The 22283-nt window shown below is 37.9% G+C and carries 13 protein-coding genes; 10 read left to right on the top strand and 3 right to left on the bottom strand.

The window, feature by feature from the left end; translation table 11 throughout:
• The first annotated feature begins 240 nt into the window (after nucleotides 1-240).
• The 4 genes from M1F05_RS02225 to M1F05_RS02210 all read left to right on the top strand — a co-directional run bounded on the left by M1F05_RS02225 (nucleotide 241) and on the right by M1F05_RS02210 (nucleotide 5302).
• The gene (locus M1F05_RS02225) at nucleotides 241-1659 is read left to right on the top strand and encodes an MBOAT family O-acyltransferase (RefSeq protein ID WP_206086255.1); all 1419 of its coding nucleotides are present in this window, start codon (nucleotides 241-243) and stop codon (nucleotides 1657-1659) included.
• On the top strand, nucleotides 1646-2812 hold the full coding sequence (locus M1F05_RS02220; protein ID WP_206086254.1) for a DUF459 domain-containing protein: 1167 nt from the start codon (nucleotides 1646-1648) through the stop codon (nucleotides 2810-2812). Before M1F05_RS02225 ends, M1F05_RS02220 begins: the two co-directional genes overlap by 14 nt.
• Complete coding sequence (locus tag M1F05_RS02215) at nucleotides 2784-4010, top strand: SGNH/GDSL hydrolase family protein (RefSeq protein WP_206086253.1); 1227 nt, start codon at nucleotides 2784-2786, stop codon at nucleotides 4008-4010. Before M1F05_RS02220 ends, M1F05_RS02215 begins: the two co-directional genes overlap by 29 nt.
• A gap of 479 nt (nucleotides 4011-4489) precedes the next feature.
• Nucleotides 4490-5302 (top strand): helix-turn-helix domain-containing protein, encoded by an 813-nt coding sequence (locus tag M1F05_RS02210; protein WP_206086251.1) that lies wholly within the window; start codon nucleotides 4490-4492, stop codon nucleotides 5300-5302.
• A gap of 157 nt (nucleotides 5303-5459) precedes the next feature.
• Here M1F05_RS02210 and M1F05_RS02205 read toward each other — a convergent pair whose 3' ends face one another.
• Complete coding sequence (locus M1F05_RS02205) at nucleotides 5460-13295, bottom strand: Ig-like domain-containing protein (RefSeq protein ID WP_206086249.1); 7836 nt, start codon at nucleotides 13293-13295, stop codon at nucleotides 5460-5462.
• Between the two features lie 197 nt (nucleotides 13296-13492).
• Between M1F05_RS02205 and M1F05_RS02200 the strand changes: the two genes are divergently transcribed.
• From M1F05_RS02200 to M1F05_RS02175, 6 genes are read left to right on the top strand one after another with little or no spacing between them, the layout of a single operon-like run.
• Nucleotides 13493-13951 (top strand): hypothetical protein, encoded by a 459-nt coding sequence (locus tag M1F05_RS02200; RefSeq protein WP_206086244.1) that lies wholly within the window; start codon nucleotides 13493-13495, stop codon nucleotides 13949-13951.
• Nucleotides 13902-14822: a hypothetical protein gene (locus tag M1F05_RS02195; protein ID WP_241016894.1), complete on the top strand. Its 921-nt coding sequence runs from the start codon at nucleotides 13902-13904 to the stop codon at nucleotides 14820-14822. Before M1F05_RS02200 ends, M1F05_RS02195 begins: the two co-directional genes overlap by 50 nt.
• 3 nt (nucleotides 14823-14825) lie before the next feature.
• Nucleotides 14826-16052: a TolC family protein gene (locus M1F05_RS02190; RefSeq protein ID WP_206086243.1), complete on the top strand. Its 1227-nt coding sequence runs from the start codon at nucleotides 14826-14828 to the stop codon at nucleotides 16050-16052.
• Complete coding sequence (locus M1F05_RS02185) at nucleotides 16027-17283, top strand: HlyD family efflux transporter periplasmic adaptor subunit (protein ID WP_206086241.1); 1257 nt, start codon at nucleotides 16027-16029, stop codon at nucleotides 17281-17283. Before M1F05_RS02190 ends, M1F05_RS02185 begins: the two co-directional genes overlap by 26 nt.
• 4 nt (nucleotides 17284-17287) lie before the next feature.
• Nucleotides 17288-17734: a hypothetical protein gene (locus tag M1F05_RS02180; protein ID WP_206086240.1), complete on the top strand. Its 447-nt coding sequence runs from the start codon at nucleotides 17288-17290 to the stop codon at nucleotides 17732-17734.
• Complete coding sequence (locus tag M1F05_RS02175) at nucleotides 17721-19715, top strand: ATP-binding cassette domain-containing protein (protein WP_272516363.1); 1995 nt, start codon at nucleotides 17721-17723, stop codon at nucleotides 19713-19715. Before M1F05_RS02180 ends, M1F05_RS02175 begins: the two co-directional genes overlap by 14 nt.
• Nucleotides 19716-19794: 79 nt before the next feature.
• Here M1F05_RS02175 and gntU read toward each other — a convergent pair whose 3' ends face one another.
• Complete coding sequence (gntU, locus tag M1F05_RS02170; protein ID WP_206086238.1) at nucleotides 19795-21150, bottom strand: gluconate transporter; 1356 nt, start codon at nucleotides 21148-21150, stop codon at nucleotides 19795-19797.
• On the bottom strand, nucleotides 21147-21689 hold the full coding sequence (gntK, locus tag M1F05_RS02165) for a gluconokinase (protein WP_206086237.1): 543 nt from the start codon (nucleotides 21687-21689) through the stop codon (nucleotides 21147-21149). Before gntK ends, gntU begins: the two co-directional genes overlap by 4 nt.
• Nucleotides 21690-22283: the final 594 nt, after the last annotated feature.

Here is a 22283-nt window from a genome sequence, read left to right as displayed (position 1 = left end):
TTGATTTTTGATTTTTGATTTTTTCAGATCTCAAGGGTTGCTCTAAATAGATAAAGTGGTGGCAAGGCGGCAAGAGAAGATATCCCTAGGAGCATACATAAGTATGTGACTAGGGTAGCTGAACGCAACCAACAAAGTCACCGCTTTAACTATGACGAGCAATATTCTGATTGCATAGAACCAGATAATAAATATCATAGGCTATCTTCTACCAAAATAATTAACATCTTTGAGTCTAATATGAATTTCTTCTCGTTTGAGTTTCTTGGCTCTTTTTTAATTTTTTTTCTTATTTATTGGGGCTGTCAGCCCAGCGCAAAACTACAAAATGGGCTCTTAATTACTGCTAGTTACTTTTTTGTTTATTCTTTTAGTCCTGACTTTGCTTATATTTTATTTGGCTATACCCTTTTTATCTACTTATTAACTAATTGGATAACGAACTGGCTCTCCAATCGTTGGATTTATGTCATTCTCGCTACAGGTATTATCGGGTGCTTTACGTATTTTAAATATTATTCATTCTTTCAAGAAAGCATCCAACAAACATTAGATAAATTCGGTTTTAGCGTTGGGCTGCCTATTTTAGAAATACTGGCGCCGTTGGGGCTTTCTTTCTATGCCTTTCATTCCGTCAGCTATACGGTTTCAGTGTGTCGAAAAGAGATTCAAAAAGCCGATTTTTTTGATGTAACACTATACCTTGCATTTTTCCCAAGCATCGTTGCTGGCCCGATTAACCGTGCGAAAAACTTTCTTCCGCAAATCCAAGCTGAAACTCGCACAATTCTAGATAGCCGCAAAGCCATCCTCTTAATTTCATTAGCGTTGGTAAAACTTTTCTTATTTAGTTCTTATTTATCTGAAAACTATGTTAACCCTATTTTTGATGCGCCAGTCGGTTATAGCGCAGGAGATATCCTTATAGCCACCTACGCTTATGCTTGGAATATCTATTTTAACTTTTCAGGTTATACCAACCTTGTCACTGGGATTGCCTTATTATTAGGTTTCAGAGTACCTGTTAACTTTAATGCGCCTTATTTAGCCGCTAATTTAAAAGAGTTTTGGGCTCGTTGGCATATCAGTTTATCCACCTTTATTCGCGATTATATTTATATCCCCCTTGGTGGCAACCGCAAAGGTTTCAGCCGAATGAATACTAACGTCTTCCTTGCAATGGTCATTTCAGGGCTCTGGCATGGCGCGGCAATGACATTTGTCGTATGGGGTGCAATTCATGGCTTAGGGATTGTATTACTCAACCTTAAGACTTTGTGCATGGAAAAGTTGGGGTGGACAAAAGTTATTCCTAACAAAACGCTATCCATTTGGGTTTCGCGGATTATTACGTTCCATTTTGTCTGTTTTGCGTGGATTTTTTTCCGCAGTCAATCCTTTGATGACGCAATATTAATGCTCAACCAAATCATTGCGCCAGGCTTTATTGCTTCTATTCAAGCCAGCCTTGGTTTGTTAATTGCGTTCTGGGTCTTATTAATTGCTTATCCTTATTTTGTGCAAGGCTACCATGTTGTCGCGAAACATTATCAAAGCGTGCCTTGGTATTATTACCCTATTCCCCTTGCCATTATTTTAACGATTATGTTTATGCTTTCGCCTTCAGGAATGCCGGGGTTCATTTATGCTAACTTCTGAGTTTAAAAAGACCCTCGTTAAAATGGTTCAGGTGCTGTTAATTGTCTTAGTGGCAGGTTTACTCTTGATTTGGTTAAACCAAAGCTCTCTAGAGCGTTTCTGGCAGCAGAAATACCACCAAGATACCCCATGGGCAAAAATGGCAGGTAATCCTATCTGGGATTATGGGGCTTCTTTGCATGATGGCGCGTTAGAAGCGGGAACAACATTTGCTTATCATGCATCAGGGCAAAAGGCCAAAGAAGAGAAAGAAGCGACGCAGCTCGCGCTGGAAAACCAAGGCAAAAAACGAGTCTTTCCAACGGATTTCCAAGTGGGTCTGCACTTTCTTCATGGCTACACTTACCCAGCAGAAAGCTTGTCTGTCACTTTCCCTGAATTACTGAAACGCCCACAAGCCAGAGAAAAAGCAAAAGGGGTTAATTTTAGCGGCTTGGCTATCAAAAATAATCAGCCGATTGTTGCCAAACACATCGCCAATATCGAAAAAGATCAGAAGGTATTATTTGCTGGTGATTCGATGATGCAAGGCGTTGCTCCTCATGTGAAAAATATGCTGTTGAAAAAGTATAATATCGATAGCATTAATTTAAGTAAGCAGAGCACGGGGCTCGCTTACCCACGCTTTTTCAACTGGCCGCAGACTATTGCCAAAGCGTTGAATGACAATCCAAATATTAAAGTATTAGTGGTATTTTTAGGGCCTAATGACCCTTGGGATATGCCACCACAAACAGGTTATAAATACGTCAAATTTAAGAGTGAAGATTGGGAAAATGTTTACCGTGAGCGGATTAGTGATATAATATCCACCGCCCGCCAGCACAATGTTGATGTTATTTGGGTTGGCCCCCCTAATATGCGTAAAAATACGCTATCTGATGGTATGAAATTCTTACGAAGCCTCTACCAATCTGAAGTCGAGAGCAACGGTGAAATCTACTTCTCCGTCAATGATGTCTTTAAATATAAAGGCGATACCTACTCTGACTATATCGGCGATGAAAGCAGCACAATTAAATTACGAAGTGGTGATGGCATTCATTTCAGCGGAAAAGGCCAACAGCTCATCGCGGAAAAAGTATTTTCTCTGATCCACTTCGTAGAGGAAGAAAAGGAACCTCATGAAACTGAACAACCTGCGTCAAGCTAAGTCCAAAATTTTGGCTGGTAGCGTTATTGCGCTGCTGTCATTAGGCTTATTGTCTTGCCAGAACACATCAGACAAAACGCGAACACCGAGCTCGACGAAAGGTCAGGACGTGGTTGAGCGAGGGCAACTTGTAAATAACGCAGAACCAAACCTGCGTCAATTTGCCAATAAATTGCACCAAGGCAACCAGCAAGTGCACATTGTCCAAATTGGTGACTCTCATACTGCTGCTGATTTTTTCAGTGGCAATCTGAGAACGTTATTTCAGCAACGCTACGGTGATGCAGGCCCTGGTTTTATCCCACCAATTTCAGTACCAGGTCAACGCACTGCAACCATTAACCGCATGAGCGAGAAAAAAGAGTGGTCGCTATCTTCAAGCCGTAAAGATGAACGCTTTGATTACCCACTAGGGGGCTTTATTGCAGAGCCCCAAGCAGTGAACAGCAATGTATTGTTAAAACCATTACAGCCCGCGCTGGGGGCTTATCAGTTACAGGCGCTATATCAAGGTTCAAATGATTCACAAATGCGTGTATCCCCCGCAGCTTCCCCAAATGTGGCGTTACCTGCAACAGGGAACCAGTGGCGCTTCTCAACGCCAGTAAATACCCAGTTACCTGCGCAGATTTCCGTGAGCAAAGATAACAACCTAAAAATTGGCGGTTGGTTAGTGCGCTCAACAAAACCAGGCGTGATGGTGTCTGCACTGGGAATTAACGGCGCGACATTAACGATGGTCGATAAATGGCAGCCTCAGTGGAGCGAAACGTTAGCACAAATGTCCCCTGATATGATCATTTTGGCCTACGGTACCAACGAAGCATTTAATGACACATTAGATTTAGCCGCTTATGAGCAAAATTTGCGGGCGAAAATACGCTTAATCCGCCAGCAAATGCCAAATAGTGTAATTCTATTGGTCGGCCCGAATGATTCACTAAAATTTAGTCAGGCGGCAAGTTGCCAAGCACAAATGCCCGTGAACTTACTGAATGTGATTCAAATTCAAAAAACCGTCGCTGCGCAAGAAAACACGCTGTTTTGGGACTGGCAAGCCTTTATGGGTGGCCCTTGCTCAATTCGCTCATGGGCAGCGCAAGATTTAGCGCGACCGGATAATGTCCATTTGTCTGTTGATGGTTATAAAAAGAGCGCACAAGGGCTATATAGCCAATTAAATCAAATATTGAATTAGCAGCGTCTTTATTTCCCCAATAATAAATTTCAGAATTAGCGCTAAATTTCCCCTCAATATTAGAGAAATCTCTTACTGAGGGGCACATCACTCTTTGTACTATTCTTATTCCAATTTGGATTTCTTCTGACTTATTTATATTTAACTAAATTCCGATTTATTAAAATAATAAAAATCACAATAAAAACAGTATATTGAAATGGATTTCATCAGATAACACATGATTATCTTTGATTTTTTTTTCGGCTTATAAAACATAAAAAATAACGATTTTTAATTAAATAAACTCATGCGATATAAAACTAGTATCCCATCTCATTCAATGAATAACATATTTGTATGTTCAAGCACTATTAATAAGCGATGAATAAAAACCTTAGATATGTGTTCTATTGACTACTCACAGCCGAGATAGATCCCAATCAAACCTATAGGATTTTATGGCTGATTTCTGTGAATGATACTTTTAGGTTTATTTTATGTCGACTACATTCTGTGAAAAATCATTTTACTCATATATTAACTCTTTACCTGATATAGCAAAAAATAGCTTTTATCTGATGCACTCCCTATTACTAAAAGTCACTACAAATGAAATTAATATACGCATCGAAAATGGGGAATGGCAAACACTCACTCCCTCAAATATCTGTTTTCTTCCTAAAGGCAAGTCTATTGAGATTATCAACAATGATAATTCTCACCCTTCCACCGTTGATATACTCCCTATCACCGATGAAATGTTAAAATACTTTTACCTACAACATACTGAGTTTTTGGTTAGCGAAAAAAAAACAAAGCTGAATAATCGGGTCTGTTTTACTAATTTGCATGAAAATCCTATCATTGAAAACGCATTCTTATCTATCAAAAAAGAAATATCAACATCCACTGATAAACATAAGATTAAGATTTACTTGAACTTTATTTTATCATTTTTTCTATTAGTCGATGGATTCATCCCTTCTCTCCATGAATCCATAAATGTATCAATAAAAGACAAAGTGTATGACTTAATTTTTCACAGTACTGGAAAACAGTGCTGTACTTTAGACTCTGTCGCAAAACAATTACACATGAGTGCCTCCACACTAAAACGGCGCCTTGCAAGTGAATATACGAGTTTTTCTAAAATCAGTTTAATGTCGAGAATGAATAAGGCCATGATATTATCTAAAGTTAATAAAATGCCCATGATACGTATTGCACATGAGGTAGGTTATGATGATGTCCCTTTTTTCATGTCAACGTTTAAAAATTACTACCGTAGCCAACCTTCTCCTCTTTTATAATTTTTACTCTCCATCGGTATCTACAAAATGGATAAATCTGCCTACATTTATTGTCTTTTATCAAAATTATTGAGCAAAATAATTTATTGATTTTAGCTGATAACTCGCTTTGCCAACAGCCAAACACCACCTTAAAATAAGGTGGTGTTTGGCTTTATTAAAAGTGAATATCTTCTGTCGACAAATTATTATCAACCTCTGGTAACTGCATGAAAGCGGACGCCAGTTCATTAGACTTTGTTGGAGGCAAACTGCTATTTAAAGTATCAACGGTAATTGTCCCTTTTTGCGGAGCGGATTGATTCCCTGCCACATCGGTTGCCGTTATCGTATACTTATGCAATCCGTCTTGCAGTACGGAGGGGGGAACCGCAAACGACCATTCCCCTTTTTCGTTCGTCGGAATGTTGCCATACAAATTCCCGCCTATCTCTACCGTGATCACCGAGCCAGCTTCACTGCTGCCTTTAAAGGTCGGTGTCGATGAGTTCGTTACGATAGACTCTTCAGTCTTCAATGTATTTGGATTAACCGCCCCCGAATCCACCAGCGTTGGGGCAACCGTATCAACAGTAATTTGCCCTTTTTGCGGAGCGGATTGATTCCCCGCCACATCGGTTGCCGTTATCGTATACTTATGCAATCCGTCTTGCAGTACGGAGGGGGGAACCGCAAACGACCATTCCCCTTTTCCATTCACTTGAATGTCTTTATACGAATTCCCGCCTATCTCTACCGTGATCACCGAGCCAGCTTCACTGCTGCCTTTAAAGGTCGGTGCCGATGAATTCGTTACGATAGACTCTTCGGCCTTTAATGTATTTGGATTAACCGCCCCCGAATCCACCAGCGTTGGGGCAACCGTATCAACGGTAATTTGCCCTTTTTGCGGAGCGGATTGATTCCCTGCCACATCGGTTGCCGTTATCGTATACTTATGCAATCCGTCTTGCAGTACGGAGGGGGGAACCGTAAACGACCATTCCCCTTTTCCATTCACTTGAATGTCTTTATACGAATTCCCGCCTATCTCTACCGTGATCACCGAGCCAGCTTCACTGCTGCCTTTAAAGGTCGGTGTCGATGAATTCGTTACGATAGACTCTTCAGTCTTCAATGTATTTGGATTAACCGCCCCCGAATCCACCAGCGTTGGGGCAACCGTATCAACGGTAATTTGCCCTTTTTGCGGAGCGGATTGATTCCCTGCCACATCGGTTGCCGTTATCGTATACTTATGCAATCCGTCTTGCAGTACGGAGGGGGGAACCGTAAACGACCATTCCCCTTTTCCATTCACTTGAATGTCTTTATACGAATTCCCGCCTATCTCTACCGTGATCACCGAGCCAGCTTCACTGCTGCCTTTAAAGGTCGGTGTCGATAAGTTCGTTACGATAGACTCTTCAGTCTTCAATGTATTTGGATTAACCGCCCCCGAATCCACCAGCGTTGGGGCAACCGTATCAACGGTAATTGTCCCTTTTTGCGGAGCGGATTGATTCCCTGCCACATCGGTTGCTGTTATCGTATACTTATGCAATCCGTCTTGCAGTACGGAGGGGGGAACCGTAAACGACCATTCCCCTTTTCCATTCACTTGAATGTCTTTATACGAATTCCCGCCTATCTCTACCGTGATCACCGAGCCAGCTTCACTGCTGCCTTTAAAGGTCGGTGTCGATGAGTTCGTTACGATAGACTCTTCAGTCTTCAATGTATTTGGATTAACCGCCCCCGAATCCACCAGCGTTGGGGCAACCGTATCAACGGTAATTGTCCCGGAGTTCTTCACTTCATTACCTGCACCATCAACAGCTATCACTTCATACTGATAAGCTTTATCTTCCCATTCATCTGTGACGGCTATTTTCCACTCCCCTGATGCATCAACAGTGACCTCTTTATATGGCTTACCATCAATCATCAATACAATCTTGACATATTCCTCACTCGTCCCACTAAAAATAGGTTTATTGTGATCCACCGCTATCTGGCTTTTATCTTTATCTGCATTTAGTCCTGCAATATCCAATGTCAACAGCGGAGGTGTCGTGTCAATCACAACTTTACCGGTTAGCCCAGTACTGCTGAGGTTTCCAGCAATATCTTCCATTATGATAGTATATTCATACTCGCCATCTGGAAACGGTTGTGGAAAGGTGTATGTCCATTGGCCTTGTTTGTCTACTTCAATTAGGACAAATACAGATTGGCCAAACATCAGTTGCAAATTAGCCCCTGGTTCGGCAAATCCACTGAAAGTGGGTGTTGTGTTATTAGTCAGAATATGGTCTTTAATCATGAGATCCTGGTGATCAACAACGCCACCAATAAGCCCCTCTGGTGCTATTGTATCGATGGTCAGCTTACCGCCGATTTGACCAGAAATGCCTTGCTGTAGGTCTTTAGTCGTGATCACATAATCATGAGGGCCATCTTCTAATTTAGAAGTAACCTCTATTACCCACTGACCTTGATCATCGGCTATCGTTTCATAAGCAAAAGCTATTTTATTATCAAAGATAAGTCGTACAATCGCATTCGGTTCTGTAATACCTTCAAATTTAGGTTTATTGAAATGGGTAATTCCATCATCCTGAATGCCAGAATCTTCATTGGGATCTAAACCACCTGAAATAAATGCCGTCGTTTTGACGATAAAATTACCATTGACTTTTTGTGTGCTGACTTGCCCTAGAACATCGGTTGCTTCTATCTTGTATAAATAAGAACCATCATCGAGAGGCGTTTCTGGGGGAATAGTATAATGCCACTTTCCATCAGAACCTGCTGTTGTTGTAAATACGTGGGGACCAATCGTCAGTTTAACATCTGCATATGCTTTCGTTTCGCCACTAAAGGTAGGTGTATTAATATTGATTTGCTGTATATCTTCTAATAAAACATCGTCGACAGCGCCTGTAATTTCGGGGGGTTGATTATCATAAGTAAGATTAAAGTTTAATTGACTTTCGCGATCGAGTAGATCTTTTACATTAACGACCAACTGAATACTTTCATCATGTAAGATCCCAATAGGAATAAGACTTTCAGATAATTGTAGTTCCCATACACCGTCATTATTCGCTTGAGCTGTTCCTAATAAATGGCCTTGTGCATCCATGACTTCGATATTACTACCAGGTGTTGTGGTTCCAATTAACTTCAGGGTATTATTGTTAAATGCCACATGCTTATCTGATTCAGATATTAATAATTTATCATGTAAACCCACTGAAATTTTAGGGGGATTAATTGCTTGGTCTCCCGCTAATACAGGTATTATAATATCGTGTTCTAATATGTTACCGGCTTTATCATAAGCAATCACTTTACCATGATGCACACCATTAGGTAGTTTTAATACACCGCCAATTTGCGTGCTATTTCCATCAAAGGGTTTTTCCACCCGATTATGTGTAATTGTTTGGTTATTGATTTCAATCGTATAATAATCAACTGGCGTTTTGTAATTTAAGAAAATATGAAATTCATTATTATTCGCGACTAAAGTACCTGGATGGGCATTTCCAGAATAAACACTTCCATCTATATATTCAGGGGCTATCGTATCAATAGTGAGCGTATCTTTCGCGACAATCACCCCATTATTGACTTGAATAAATTCAATTTGATAATCCCCATCCCCTGTTATTGGAACTTCAAAACTCCATTCTCCATTGTTATCAACATCAATTAGATATAATACTCCATTAACTTTTACGGATAATTTTGCACCAATCTCAGCAATCCCTTTATAGACTGGTTTCGTAGTATTGGTAACATGGTCACCAAGCTTCCCTGAGTCACAGTCTGGATCTAACCAATATTTAAAATCTGAAACAGTAACATAAGATGAATATTCAAACTTAGAACCATATATGTCAGTCATAGTAAGAGTGTAGTTATTTTCACCTAATAGTAATTGTGTATCTGAAGGTAGAACGACATACCATTTCTTACTATCACTGGAAAATGATAATTTATATTGCTTGTTTCCAATATCAATATACCCACTCATCTTCTCACCATTAGTAACTGAGCCTTGTAATACAGGGTTGCGAGAAAAAGTTAAATGCTGATCTTCACTTCCCGTTGAGCTGGATTGTGCAGCGACTCCCCCCGTAATAGTGATAGCAGCATCCCTAATATGTATACCACTTGGGTGAAATTTCTCCGTTGTTTCCCCCCCTGACGGCGATGTCGCTTTAAACTCCATATTGTTAATTCGATAATAATAATTTGTATTCCCTTGAATCATTCCTTCAGGAAAGGTGAAAGACCAATTACCATTTTCATCAATATCCGTAATTGTAAAGTGTTGCGGATATGTTTTACCGTTAAATGCCATATCAAATGAAAACTCTAAACTTGACCCAGGGGAAACTTTACCCGTAAAAGTTGGCGTTTTGTCATTCGAGTACCAGGTGCTATAATAATTATTATATGGAGATGTAAATTTGATATCTGATAGGACAGGCATCGTATTATCAATAACCAGTTGGCCTTCTTCTGTATAGAGGTTACCTGCAACGTCTGTAATGGATACCTCAAACCTCCCTGAAAAACTCTCTGGTAACTCATTTGGCAACGTTAACGACCATTCCCCATTACTGTCTGTAAGCATAGAAACAGTTTGATTATTTAACGTCAATGTAACTGTACAACCCACTTCGCTTTTACCTGTAAATACAGGATTGCGATTACTGGTAATAAAGTTACCTTGTGTACCAGAATCTGTTTCTGGGGTTAGTGTAATAATAGAACTAGGAGAGATAGTATCAACAAATGTATGTCCGTGTACTTCCGTTGGTTTGCTATAACCAGAGTGTGTCGCGGTAACCACATAACTATGATTTCCTTCTGGCAATGGTTTGGTCGTAACTGTCCATTCACCTGTGGTCATATCCGCGGTGGCTGGGTAATCTACACCATTAATATTTAAGGTAATTGATGCCCCTGCTGTCGCAATCCCTTCAAATTTAGGTGTATTAACATTTGTAACGTTATCACCTTGTATACCGCTGTCACTGTCAATATGTAACTTGGCTGTCAGCTCAGGGCTTCTTTCTGCACCGACAAGGATGGGTAAAAAGTTAAAATCTTTGGTGATTGTTTTCTCGTTACCTGCGATATCACTCGCCGTAATCGTGTACGTATTACTTGTATCAGTATTTGCATCAACATCAAATACTAATGACCACTTCCCATCTTGATCAGCATATACAATTTTAGTCGTGTCTTTGAACTGCCCTGTAATTTTAGCCCCTGGATCTGATGTCCCGCTAATCTGTGGACGGGCTAAATGCGTTGTTTGCCCATCAAATACGGTATCACTCTGACTCGCAGGATCCAAATCCACCGTCAATGCAATTTGAGTATCAATGGTATATTGACCTTGATATGACGAGGTATTACCTGCCAAATCAGTGACTGTGACAGTATACGTGCTTGTATTATCAGATTGTGGAACGGTAGGGCGAACTTCCCAATAGCCATTTTCATCTGCAATTCGCTCTCGCGTACCTCCCGCATAACTAGGTAAATTAATTATTACGGTTGAATAAGGCTTCGTCATACCACAAATAAATGGCTGTATCTTCTGTGTAATGTTATCCCCAATCACACCTGTATCGCTTTCAGCTTTCATGCCTGCGTCCGCAGAAGGAGGGACGGTATCAATCTGGACATTTTCCATGAATACGCTTTGGTTACCCACGTTATCGGTTACCTTGACCGTTAATAAATGGGAGCCATCAGTCAACGCATCAGAGATTTGTAACGACCAATCCCCATTCTCATCCGCTTTACTGCTGTACTCGTGCTTTCCTATCGTTACCTTAATGGTCGCATTTGCTTCGGTTTTTCCTGATAACGTTGGTGTGGTTTGGTTTGTTAGAAAGCCATGCCCTCCCTCTAAAATGGTCGTTGCATTGGGCAAGGATGTTTTTATGATGACCGTATCTTCTACCGTTTTCTGATTTCCCGCCGCATCAACCGCGGTCACTTGGTATTTAGATAACCCTTCTGGTAACGGTTGTTTGACAGAAATATCCCAAACACCGTTTTCGTCCGCAACCGTAGTCAGTATTTGACCAGCAATATTGAGGGTAATTTTGCTGTTTGCCTCCGCCGTACCTGAAAAAATAGGCTGTTTATTGTTAGTTAGCTTATCCCCTACCGCGCCGCTGTCTGTTTGAGTATCTAAACCAACGGTAACGTTTTCTACTGTCGTATCAAGGGTAAAAAACCCATTGAATGAGGATTCGTTTCCCGCTAAATCAGTAACATGTACTTGATAATCGTAATTTCCATCTTGAGTGAGCGTTGGCAGAGTCAAATGCCATGAACCATCAGCTTCGGTGGTCACTGGATATGAATTGCCATCAAAAATAATGCGGATCGCTGAATCAGGTTTCGTGGAACCCGTCAATACAGGTTGAGGGTCTTGGGTGATATTATCCCCTTCTTTTCCACTGTCACTTTCGCTTGTGAGTTTTGCCGTAGCAGAAGGCTTTCGCGTATCTACCACTATACTATCGGTAACCGTACTCTGATTTCCCGCCGCATCCATTACCTTGACGCTAAACAAATGGTTTCCATTCGGCAACCCTTGCAGAATTTGTAATGACCAATTTCCTTGGTCATCTGCCTGCGCGCTGTACTCTTGACCATCAATAGATACCTTAACCGTTAATCCCGCTTCCGTTTTCCCCATTAATATTGGCTGCGTCTGATTGGTTAAAAAACCATTGCCCCCATCAAGAGTAGCGGTAATTTCTGGTGCCGTGGTTTTTATTGTCAACGTGTTCGTGGTCGTATTTTGGTTCCCAGCAGCATCCGTTGCTGTCACATGGTATGTATATTGGTCATCCTGAAGCAAATTTCCTACTGTCACCCGCCAGATGCCTTTTTCATCCGCGACAGTCGTTAGTACCTGTTTATCAATTGTAAGAACAACAGTGCTCCCAGCTTCCGATACACCAGTAAATGTCGGTTGTGAATGATGCGTCAGCTTATCTCCTAACGTGCCACTGTCAGCATGCACATCAATATCAGCAGTTAATGTGTTAAGCGCTGTATCAATTGTCAGTTGCCCTTTAACCAGTATAGGTGCCTCATTACCTCGCGATGCTCCTAATTCATAATCATGTACCCCATCTTTGAGCGGGGGAGTAATTTGCAATACCCAGTTACCATTGTTATCGGCGGTAATGGGGTAGCGTGTACCACCAATCATTAAATAGGCATTTGAGTCTAATGAAACAGTTCCCGTAAAAGTTGGGGTATTATTTTGAGTAATGTGATCCCCAACTTTGCCTGAATCGCTCTCTTCACTCAATTTCCCTGATATATGTACTGTCGAAGGCGGAAGAATAGCAGCATTATTATCTTTAGGTTTACTCGCAGAAGAGCTTGTTGACACTGATGAAGACGGTGGCGCAGGCGGCAGTGAAGGGGGAGCTGAAGGCTGTGTAGCAGCCTCCTCTTGTTTATCAGCCGCCTGTGCTTTCGCTTTTGCTTGTTGTTCTAATTGGCTATTCGCTTCAGCTAACTTTGCCAATGACGCATTTATTTGCGCCTCTTGGTTTTCATTTATCAACTCCAAACCGCTTACAATCTCAGCTAACTCTTCGTTCTTTTTATTTAAAGCATCTAATTTTTCAATAAATTTCTGTGAATCATTTTCTATGTCATCCTCAATTTCTTCATTATCGTTCATTTCAACAAAGTCACTGGAGAACTGCTCTTTGATATATACTGAATCCACACCAATATTCATTTTTATTGAAGATATAATTTCATCTTGAGATATTGAGTTACCATTTTCATTTGTTAAGGTAATATTCCCCAAAATAATATCAGATAGTCCATTAGGAATTTTACTCGATGTTCCATCTGGTTTAATAACAATGAGATCTAACCCTTGAACTTTAAAGGATTTAATCACTATATCTTTTTTATCTGACGAATTATTTATACTTTCCATTTTCCCACTTAATCTTCTATTAATTTAAAAAATAAATATTTCTATTTTTACATTATATAGGATTTATAAAAAATAATTAGACTCACAGCGCCATATGAACTGATACTCCATTATTTTGAGCTGATTATCTTATGAGCTAAAGATAATAATACCTATAATAGCTCGCAGTAAAGAATGCTCATGGAGTTAAAAACAAAATGAAAGAAGAGGACTATGATGGCTCGGATGAAGAACTCGCCCCCATGGTTGATGGATTAAGTGGAACACTATGTATTATAATTTTAGTTTCTATGGTTTTTATATTCAGTGGCATGAAAAACGTTATCTCATATATAAACTATGAAAACCTTAATTTTGAAAGTGCTCATATTGATATAAAAAAAAGAGTTATTTATTTCAAAGGAGGCATTAACTTAAAAGAAGATAACGCTCAAGTACTAATTGAGGAATTTAAAAATAGCATTGGTAACAAAATAATATTGAAAGGGTATGTTGATAATAACATATCTGAAAGTGAAGATAAAAACATCTATAACCTTATTTATATAGCATCATTAATAAAAAATCTTGAATTAAATAAAACTGTACTTTTTGAAAAAGGAATGAGTGAGTATTGTTCAGGATGGAATTCATGTATCTATTGGGATTACAAATAATATGTATTATATTGGATTATTCTTTTATGCGGTGACTTTTTCAGCTTCTTTTTTACTAAAAGAAGTTAAAGAAATGATAGCACAATGTCTTTTATTAGCGCCCGAGATAAGCTATGCCATGATTGGTATATATATTTATCCGCTAATTATTTTCTTGTATCACAAAACTTTCAAACGGAATGAACAGGAAAACTATATTTTTCTATCTAACCAAACCAAACTCTCTGCATCTGTTAGTGTGTCATTAGGGCTAATTGGTACATTTATCGGTTTAACAGGGATGATAACTGCGATTTCTGCATCACTCGGTGGCGATGGGGATGTCTCGGAAAAAATGAATGCCATGATTTCGTCTATCTCTATGGCACTAAATTCAATGTCATTTGCTTTTTTAACCTCAATTCTTGGTGTAGCCATCTCAGTTTTACTTTTGATTAGTCTAAATTTCTTTAATTTCTTTTATAAAAAGGAACAGAAAAAAGAGAAAAAGGAATCTATTTCAAAATACACCAACGAAATCGATGATATTCAACAAAAGCTGGCTTCATTAAAAGATATCAATATTAATATCGCTGAAAAAATAATTTCCATTTCAGAAAACAATGATTTAGCCAAGGAAATATCTGTTCACTTAGCAACGTTATCATCTTGTACGATGGAAAATCTTAATGTTTTGAAATCGATTAAAACATCTCATGATGATTGGAAAGAAATACTCGAAAATCACTTAACTGAAGAAAAAAACATGAGAAAAATTGATAATGCCAAAATGGCAGAAATTATATTAGAAATCAATAAAACCACGCAATGGATGAAAGAAAAATCCCTTGAAAATAAAAACAAAATGATAGCATTGCTATCGATGGATTAAAGCATGCGTAAAATATATTATACATTAGCTATTTCTATGGTTATTTTTTCTATCAATCATTGTTTTGCAAATAGTGAAAGCTTCAATTTATTTATTGATAAAGTATTAAATAATTCAACTTCAGTAAAAATAAAAGAGCTAGAACTAGAAGCTGAAGGATATCGAGCCAAACAAACTGAATATTTTTATTTACCCAAAGTATCTGCTACTAGCAAGATTAAAAATAACAAAGAGCCAGCAGATGGAAGCTTGACGGCAACATCACTGATTTATGACAGCGCTCTAATGCATCGATTTTCAGAGAAGAATCTCAAGCTAAAAATTTCTGAGCTTGCACTCAATAAAGAAAAAGAGGAGCTTTATACAGCAGTAACGGGAAATTTAATTGGCATTCATTTCCTATCTGAATTAACTAAAAGCACAACAAAATTACATCATAATGCACAAGATATCTTTAACCTAATTAACCGACGCTATAATAGTGGCGTTGCCAAAATCAGTGATGTTGAGCAAGCAACATTGCTAATGCAACGCATTGAGACAGAAAGAAAAAACATTGAAAAGGAAATCGAACAATATAAATCGAATATTGAAGTGATCTCTGGTATTACCTTTCCTAAAGAAGGTGTTAATGTTCCTAGTAGGTTAATTAAAAATTTAAAGTCAACCTTTATTGATAATGACCATACCAATCAAAATATAGATTACAACATGCTGAAGATGCAAGCAGATGCCATAAAAGAAAATGCTTATCAGCAAAATTCCCTGTTCAGTATTAATTTAATTGCAGAAGAAAAGTATGCCGAGAAAAAAAGAAGTCATAATGAGTCTTATATTGGATTAGATCTCAAAGTTAATGTTTTTGATATTGACAAAATTTTTTCCGAATCAGCTCAGCTAAAAACATATTCCGCCGTACAAAAAAAAGCTGATTATAAATATCAAGAACTCACTGCAAAAATAAAAAATTTAAAATTGATATCATCCTCTAACGAATCAGAATTGGCAGGACTCCAAGAGCAACGTAATACTATGTACTCTATTATAAAAAGCCAAGAGCGAGAATATAGTATTTCACAGTCGTCATTTTACGAAATGGTCAATACCTTATTCGATATACTGACAATAGAAAGGCGTATTGCAGAACTAACGATTTCAGATATGAAAAATAAGATGGAATATATACAACTAATTGGAAATATAAATGAAATTAAAAAACTGCATCAGTAACATTTTCCGTACATCGAAAAAAATTCGTGTTTTCATAGGCATAATATCCATATTTATAACATATTTAATTTTTGCTGAAATTGATGTTTCTTCTCCTGGTGAGGGGGTTATTTCTGGCACATCTAATCGTTTAGAGATTGTAAGCCCTGCATCGGGTTTTATTAATCAATTTAATATAAAAACAGGTGATAATGTTAATAAAGACCAAATTTTATTTTCATATACTAACTTGGATACTTTTCATCAAGAGAAAACACTCACCAATTTAGTTAGTTTTGCTAGTGACAGAATTAGTGAACTAGAGGAAAACAAAAAATTATTAAATAATATTTTAGATGGCGATATTAATAATGAATCAGAGTTTCTTGCTAGAACCACCCATAAAAAAAGTAAGACATTCAGTGCTTATAAAGGGTTATATGAAAATATTTTATTACACATGGAGATCCATAACCTAAAAGAGCAGTATATTGCTCAAAATAAAGATTTAATTGAGCTAAAAAATCAAATTACAATTCTAAAAAGAAAAGGAAAGTTATTGGCTTCAGCTGGAGCCCCTGAAATAGAAAAACTGAATAATAATGCAGATATCAGCAGAACAACCTCATTAGTAACAACAGGGGAGTTGAATGCTCAAGGGTTACTAAGAGAAATTGCATTATCAGAAAAAAAATATACAACTAAATTAATTAGTGAAATACAGGATAATGAAGATCAACTTAATCGACTGAAAAAAGAAAGGCTAGAAAATATAGGTCAAGTGGAATTACTGCAAAACAAAATTAGAGCAAATAGTGTCCTATCCCCAACTGATGGTATTGTATTAAGTATAGAAAAAGATCTGGAGCAAGGATCCTATGTTGAAGCTTCAAACGTTGTTATGGTGATCAAAAAGAATCAAGACTCTCGGGTTATTGATGCAAAAGTACTTGCTAAATATCGACCATTCATTAGTCTCGAGCTTCCAGCAAAGGTGATTGTGAACTCCCCTGGATTCAAGAAAATCATTCTTGGAAAAGTGACAAAAATTAGTGCAGACTCTTTTGCAGATAAAGAACGGATGAGTAATGAACGTTTTTATTCAATCCAAATAACGCCTATACAAGATACTGTTATTTTACCTGAACATGATGGTTTACCTGTCATGGTTTATATATCAAGTAAGAAAGTATCAGTTCTGAGTTACTTAACGGCATTAATTAGCGATAATATTTCATTCAACGTATGGTGATTATATGTTAGGTTTCATTTCTGCTTTATCAGCAGCCGTTGCAACCATGATACTCCTCATGTCAGTACTATTAGCAAACGTCTTAGCAAGCGCATTAACAGAGGAAAAAAATAAAAATAAAAATAAAGCAGTTTTAATGAATGTTGATTATCAAGATAAAGGTGAAGGTGCAGGTGAAGGTGAATATGTTAACTTAAAAATGATGAAATCATTGATATTCAGTAGTGAGGTTTTAACAGCAATAAAAAAAACTCAAACTAAAAATATCGACCTTTATTGTAGTTATGGTCATAACTTAAACTTAGATGCAGCATTAACTTACACTATCTATAACACAATATTAATTAAACGAAACATTCAAAAAGTTAATGTAACGGCCAATTCACCTATTGAAGATACTGAAAATATTAACACATGTTATTTGAAGAGTAACGATAATGAAAGAACATAATTTTCATGAAGCAATTAAGAAATATTTTTTTTTACTGGGTGAGCCACTGATGTCATCATCATTATCCTATGACCAAAAATATATTTTAACACATATTAATGAATTTATTGATAATGATTTTTTCACATACCAATATGCTGCTATAGATTATAATAACGATACTGCAAAGCCAACATTATTCATAATGGAAATTTTTGAAGATAAGTATATAGTCATTAAAAATCAAGGAAATAAATTTATAAACCTGACGACCAATGAAATTATTAATAAAGAACTTCTTGAAAATAAAAATTTATTTTTCTTTAGAGCTAGTGAAAGGCCATTAAGTGAAGATGGAATATATTCATCATTGATAAAACTAACACCTAACTCAAACTTATTTTCTCTACCTTTAATCCTTTTCGCTTTATTATTGCCTTTATACTCTAACCTTTTTAACTCTAGGTTAGTCTATAGCGAATCAGTTACATCTTTAATCTATATTAGTTTTATTTTTCTTTTTGTTGTTGGATTTGAATTTTTTCTTAAACATCTTATTCATGAAAAAAATCTAAAAAAGATTAAGTTAAATATTGGTATATGTAATCGATATTTTATTAATTTATTGAGAAAATCTAATTGCAAAAATGCGGCCATCAAAATCAGAACCATTGAAACATCTATTTCACAAATATGGGAAATTAGACCACAAATAATTTATGATATTGGCCTTACAGCTTTATTTTCCTTATGCATCATAGGTATGCTCGGGTTTTTCTCCATTTTTCTCCTACTCTATTACACAGGACTAGTTTTTCTTTGCCTACATATTCGTTTTAAATCATATAAAAATATGTTAAAAGCAAATACGCTTAATTATGAAAAGTCCGCTATGCTTTACTCATTAGAGCAGAAGAAAAAAGAGCTTAACTTTATCAATGATTCGCATTTTAAATACTATATTGATGCTAAAACCAATGAAGATGAAAAAATAAAATTACAGCTTAACGAAGCAAATCATCATTGGATGGAAGTCATTAAAATGAATTCATTTATATCGATGATAGTCATGTATGTATCCTGTTATCTAGCTATCGACAGCGGAGCGCTTAGCCTGGCATCAATAATTGCAGTACTCATTATTAATGGCCGGCTTTCAGCTTCGATCACAAGTACAATTAACCGCTGTTTTGTAGCCAAAACACATTTATTTCATATTAAATCGAGTATTAATCAGCTAACTCAAAATGCTATCATTAATTACAAAGAAGAAGGTGTTTTAATCGGCTCTATAAACAGTGTTGATGCAAAAAATATAGCGATAAGTTTCAATGGAAAAACAATTATTAATGACCTGAATATTGAAGCAAAAGCAGGTGATATTATCGGTATCACAGGCCTATCTGGTTCTGGAAAAACATCTCTTATCAATGTACTGAATGGCACATCAACAAATTATACTGGCGAAGTAACAATCAATGACGTGAAGCTCAATGAAATTTCCGTACGTTATTTTCAAGAAAAAGTGGCTTATCATTCTGGCATTTCTACTTTTATTAATGGCAGCATCCGGGATAACTTTAACCTTCATGGCATTTTCGACAATGCCATCATCATTCATATAATCAAATTATGCTGCCCAAGACTGAATATTAGCAAAGAAACATTGGATGATATGTTCATCAGTGACGTTCAAGCTTCAACTGGTGAAAAACAGAAGTTAATGTTAGCTATTACATTATTCAAAAGGCCTGAAATTCTCTTTTTAGATGAATCAACTTCGTTTATGGCAACGCATGATGCGATAGTATTTATCCGATTACTCATCAATGAGTTTAACCTAAAAAATTCCATTATTTTCTTTTCCACCCATGATATGGGGCTATTACCTCTTTTTACACAACATATTGCATTATCCCCTACGGATACAAATATTCGGCTTGTTTCAGGAGCTAAAAAACAGAGAAACGAAATTATTATTCCTAAAATTACATTGAACTAAATATCAAAAAGCCTTCACTTCAATGTGAAGTGAAGGCTTTCGTGATGTATGAATATCAATAATTTCTTACTGTGCTAACTTACAAAAAAACAAAGAAAATCATTCCTATAACCGCACCTGTCGTGCCCAAAATCGTTTCCATCACACTCCACGTTTTCAGGGTTTGTGCTTCTGTTGCGCCCGTAAATTTACCGAACAACCAGAAACCTGAGTCATTCACATGACTTAAAATTAATGAACCACCTGAAATACAGATTGCGAGTGCGGCTAACTGCGCACCAGAGTAACCGAGTTCATTGATAACAGGTAACACTAAACCAACTGTTGTTAAACAAGCTACTGTTGCTGAGCCTTGGATCACACGTACAGCTCCCGCGAGAACGAAACACGCAACAGCAATAGGTAAACCAGCACCAATTAAAGAATCACCTAGCGCAGGGCCAACACCAGAATCCACCAAAATTTGTTTAAATACACCACCAGCACCTGTTACAAGCAAGATAATCCCAGCAGGTTGGATAGCCGCAGAACACACCGCCATGACTTTTTCTTTATCCATACCATAGCGGAAGCCTAAACCATAGATTGCTAGTAAACAGGCTAACAATAATGCAGTAAAAGGGTGCCCAATAAATTCTAGCCAATGTTCAAGTGGGGTCCCTTTCTCAACTAAGTGTGTTCCAATCGTTTTTAAACCCACCAACACTAATGGAAACAGCACTAAACATAAGCTGAATCCAAAACTTGGCATTTTGCCATGCTCTGTTTTAGGTGCTTGGTAATCCGCAGGAATATCAATATGAACAAACTTGCTGATAAAATTACCAAATAAAGGTCCAGCTAAGATCATACCTGGAATAGCGGCACACAAGCCGATTAAAATCATCCAGCCATAGTCAGCCCCCATTTGCGATGCAACCAACATCGGTGTTGGCCCAGGTAATAAGAAGGCCGCTGCGGCTGCAACCCCGGCAAATAATGGGATAGCAAGGCGAACAACATTATGACCAGTACGATTTGCGACGGCAAACACCACACCGATTAACAAAACAATAGCCACGTCAAAGAAAAGAGGCAGTGCACAAATTAGCCCAGCAACACCCACTGCATAATGGGCATTCTTCTCACCAAACAAGTTAAGTAGCTTATTCGCTATCTGGTCTAATGCGCCTGTTTCATGCAAAATCTTACCGAACATCGCACCGAGTGCGACCACGATTGCCAAGAACCCCAATGTTCCCGCCATCCCTTTCTGCATGGTTTCCGTGATTTGCTGCACAGGCATCCCTGAAAATAGTCCTGCACCTATGGAAACAATCATCAACGCGACGAAAGCATGCAAGCGTGCGTACATCACTAAAAATAGCAGCAGAACAACAGAGCCCACTGCGGTGAGCACCAACGTGAGCGTACTGAGTGTTTCAACGGTATTCATACTTTATCTCCTGCGACAACCTGTGTAATCGTTGAGCAGGTATTACCGATGACGTCTTCAAGAGGCTGGCGAATATCAACCGCATGCACATCAGTTTCTGCTTCATTTGGCTCTTCTAAAGTAGCAAATTGCGTTTTGAGCATTTCTGGCTTGAAAAAATGCCCTTTACGCGCTTTGAGTCGTTCTTCAATAACGCTAGCATCGCCTTTTAAATAGATAAAAAATAAGTTCTTATTACCTTCTCTTAAAATATCACGATAAGCTTTCTTCAGTGCAGAACATACCACTAACGAAATCTCATTCGTTCTTTGCATAGCAAAAATGGCTTGGTTCAGCGACACCAACCAAGGCTGGCGATCTTCATCATTTAGAGCATGCCCTGATGCCATTTTTAAAATATTCGATTTAGGGTGCAGAAAGTCACCGTCAAGGAAGGCCGCTTGCAATTGCTGAGCAACACCGCTTGCTACAGCAGATTTACCGCTACCCGATACCCCCATTAGGACAAATGTGTAGTTTTGTTTTTGGGTATCACTCATAGGAAACTCCTTAGGCTTTATTGTTGTTCTATTCTTTTCATCATCCAGTAATATGTTACCGGTAACGTTGTTACGGGTAACATTATTATCAGTACGGATTTATTGCAATCAAATTGGCGAATAAGAGAACAGATCTGTGATACCACTCTCAATCTGTAATCAGAAAAGGCAGGTGAAGAACAAAGCAAAACTCGTAAATAAAAAACAAAAAGTATATTTAAAATTTATTCTTTCTCTTCAAGCATTCCCCTTCAAACATTCCTCTAAATAATTCGTGTTGTCGCTAGGCGGCAATCGAGCCAAGCCCTAGGAGCATACATAAGTATGTGACCCAAGTGGCCGAAAGCAGCCAACACTTTTAGTGTATACAATGTAGTTTAGCTTTATATTACGCCGCACTATTCCCCTAAATAATTCGTGTTGTCGCTAGGCGGCAATCGAGCCAAGCCCTAGGAGCATACATAAGTATGTGACCCAAGTGGCCGAAAGCAGCTAACACTTTTAGTGTATACAATGTAGTTTAGCTTTATATTACGCCGCACTATTCCTCTAAATAATTCGTGGTGTCGCTAGGCGGCAATCGAGCCAAGCCCT

Source organism: Providencia sp. PROV252 (assembly GCF_033676005.1).
GTDB lineage: Bacteria > Pseudomonadota > Gammaproteobacteria > Enterobacterales > Enterobacteriaceae > Providencia > Providencia vermicola.
The sequence above is the reverse complement of the archived record's forward strand: the minus strand, read 5'-3'. Positions and strand labels throughout refer to the sequence as shown.